This is a genomic window from Campylobacter sp. BCW_6465, from assembly GCF_001762815.1.
GTDB lineage: Bacteria > Campylobacterota > Campylobacteria > Campylobacterales > Campylobacteraceae > Campylobacter_D > Campylobacter_D jejuni.
The window spans coordinates 1-3,277 of sequence record NZ_MJXN01000095.1 but is presented as its reverse complement, the minus strand read 5'-3'; the positions used below and the strand labels follow the sequence as shown (position 1 = coordinate 3,277).

Sequence of the window (3,277 nt, the reverse complement as noted above, 5' to 3'; positions counted from 1 at the left end):
GCAAAGTCTACATCTCTTATGGTTGATTCTGCTGCTTTGACATTGACTTGAGTTACGGTAATGTTATTTATAGTTGATGTAACTTGATTTTGCACTGAACCAATGTCTGCTCTGATTTGATCAAGATTTGTTATAGCAGTTTCTGCTATATCCATCACTGCCATAGCACCTTTAAGTGTAGTTACACCTGCAGTTTCATCTTTTACCCCAAAAGCAGTTGTCTTCATAGTTGCAAACTGAGAAAGTCCGCTTTGACTTGAAAAACCTGAACCTGCAGAAACATTATATACTGCAGAAAGTTGAGAAGCACCTGAAATAGCTATAGCATTTGCAAAACCTGTAGAATAGTTTTTACCACTACCTACAGAATAACCTGAACCTGAAGAAAATCCACTTCCTGCACTACTCATATAAGCACTAACAGAAGAATAACCACCTAACATAACTCCCTTATTTGCAGAACCAAATCCCATAGCATCAGCAACATTGGCATCAAATCTTCCTTTTGATTCCCTTAAAGAAACAGAAGCTTGAGAGATAAAATTGCTCGCACCAAAACCTGCAAAAGAAAGTCCAGAACCACTGATTAGAATATCTTTACCATCGTTTTTAACCAAAGATAAGCGACCGTAATTTTCTTTCATATTTGGATTGATAAAAGCACCTCTACCAATATCACCATCAATTTTAATCCCTCTACCCTCTCTTGAGGTAAGCAAAAGCTGTCCATTAGCATCAATTGAAGCTTCAACCCCTGTAGTGTCTTTTACAGAGTTAATCGCAGCAACTAAGGCTCCATTAGCATCGCCATCTTTATATTCTACTTGGCCGATTTTTACCCCATTAATAGCAAAATCATCTGAAGTGGTACTTGCTCTAACTGCTGATATACCCCTAGTCTCTACTGTAAAGGTAGCTCTAACACCGGTTTGATCAGCGCTTTTATTGATCTCTTCAGCTAAAGCCCCAAGTCCTGTTCCTACTGAAGTTGAAATCACAACTTTTTGGAATTTAAAATCATCTATACCGTTGTAGTTTTTCAAAGTAAATTGCACTTCACCACTTTCAGAAATTCTTCCTCCGGTTTCAAAGCGTGTTAAACCGATTTTAGAAGATTGAGTTGCTCCTATGGTAGCCTTTACAGTTTGATTTGAACTTGCACCGATTTGAAATTCTTGATTGATAAAATTACCACTTAAAAGTTGTTTACCATTAAATGAAGTAGTATTAGCGATATTATCAAGTTCTTCCATCAAGCGGTTAATATCTGCTTGAAGCATGGTTCTTGTTTTTAAGCTTTGTCCATCTTGAGCCGCTTGAGTTGCCTTAGTCTTGATTGTATCTAAGATTTTAAGTTGCTCATCCATAGCCTTATCTGCAGTTTGTAAGATACCTATGGCATCATTACCATTGTTTATGGCTTGGCCTAAAGTGGCTGCTTGTGAACGCAAAGAATCTGCTATCGCCATACCAGAAGCATCATCTGCGGCTGAGTTGATTCTAAGACCTGAACTAAGTCTACTTAAAGACTTATCAAGCTCGTTAGAATTAACAACTGAATTTGCGTGCGCATTTAATGCGCCGATGTTGGTGTTTATCCTAAAACCCATTTTAAATCCTTTCAAAATATTGCATCGAAAAGATTAAAGCAAGAAGTGTTCCAAGTTTTAGTTAATCAAAAATTTAAAGCTTGTAAATAAAAAAGCCTAGTATTTAAACTAGGCTTGGATTTGTATATATTGCAGCAATTCTTGTAAAAATTATTTAGTTTACTATTGAAGCAATCTTAAAACATTTTGTTGTGTTGAATTTGCTTGCGCCATAGCATAAGAACCACTTTGAGCTAATATATTTGCTTTAGAGTAGTTTGCACTCTCACTAGCAAAGTCTACATCTCTTATGGTTGATTCTGCTGCTTTGACATTGACTTGAGTTACGGTAATGTTATTTATAGTTGATGTAACTTGATTTTGCACTGAACCAATGTCTGCTCTGATTTGATCAAGATTTGTTATAGCAGTTTCTGCTATATCCATCACTGCCATAGCACCTTTAAGTGTAGTTACACCTGCAGTTTCATCTTTTACCCCAAAAGCAGTTGTCTTCATAGTTGCAAACTGAGAAAGTCCGCTTTGACTTGAAAAACCTGAACCTGCAGAAACATTATATACTGCAGAAAGTTGAGAAGCACCTGAAATAGCTATAGCATTTGCAAAACCTGTAGAATAGTTTTTACCACTACCTACAGAATAACCTGAACCTGAAGAAAATCCACTTCCTGCACTACTCATATAAGCACTAACAGAAGAATAACCACCTAACATAACTCCCTTATTTGCAGAACCAAATCCCATAGCATCAGCAACATTGGCATCAAATCTTCCTTTTGATTCCCTTAAAGAAACAGAAGCTTGAGAGATAAAATTGCTCGCACCAAAACCTGCAAAAGAAAGTCCAGAACCACTGATTAGAATATCTTTACCATCGTTTTTAACCAAAGATAAGCGACCGTAATTTTCTTTCATATTTGGATTGATAAAAGCACCTCTACCAATATCACCATCAATTTTAATCCCTCTACCCTCTCTTGAGGTAAGCAAAAGCTGTCCATTAGCATCAATTGAAGCTTCAACCCCTGTAGTGTCTTTTACAGAGTTAATCGCAGCAACTAAGGCTCCATTAGCATCGCCATCTTTATATTCTACTTGGCCGATTTTTACCCCATTAATAGCAAAATCATCTGAAGTGGTACTTGCTCTAACTGCTGATATACCCCTAGTCTCTACTGTAAAGGTAGCTCTAACACCGGTTTGATCAGCGCTTTTATTGATCTCTTCAGCTAAAGCCCCAAGTCCTGTTCCTACTGAAGTTGAAATCACAACTTTTTGGAATTTAAAATCATCTATACCGTTGTAGTTTTTCAAAGTAAATTGCACTTCACCACTTTCAGAAATTCTTCCTCCGGTTTCAAAGCGTGTTAAACCGATTTTAGAAGATTGAGTTGCTCCTATGGTAGCCTTTACAGTTTGATTTGAACTTGCACCGATTTGAAATTCTTGATTGATAAAATTACCACTTAAAAGTTGTTTACCATTAAATGAAGTAGTATTAGCGATATTATCAAGTTCTTCCATCAAGCGGTTAATATCTGCTTGAAGCATGGTTCTTGTTTTTAAGCTTTGTCCATCTTGAGCCGCTTGAGTTGCCTTAGTCTTGATTGTATCTAAGATTTTAAGTTGCTCATCCATAGCCTTATCTGCAGTTTGTAAGATACCTA

The 3,277-nt window shown here is 36.7% G+C and carries 2 protein-coding genes; both read right to left on the bottom strand.

The window, feature by feature from the left end:
* On the bottom strand, positions 1-1,610 hold a 1,610-nt coding region (locus AJ886_RS07060), incomplete at its 3' end, for a flagellin A (RefSeq protein WP_070287455.1).
* Between the two features lie 162 nt (positions 1,611-1,772).
* Positions 1,773-3,277 (bottom strand): flagellin (locus AJ886_RS07055; protein WP_070287454.1); only part of this gene is annotated, 1,505 nt, incomplete at its 5' end.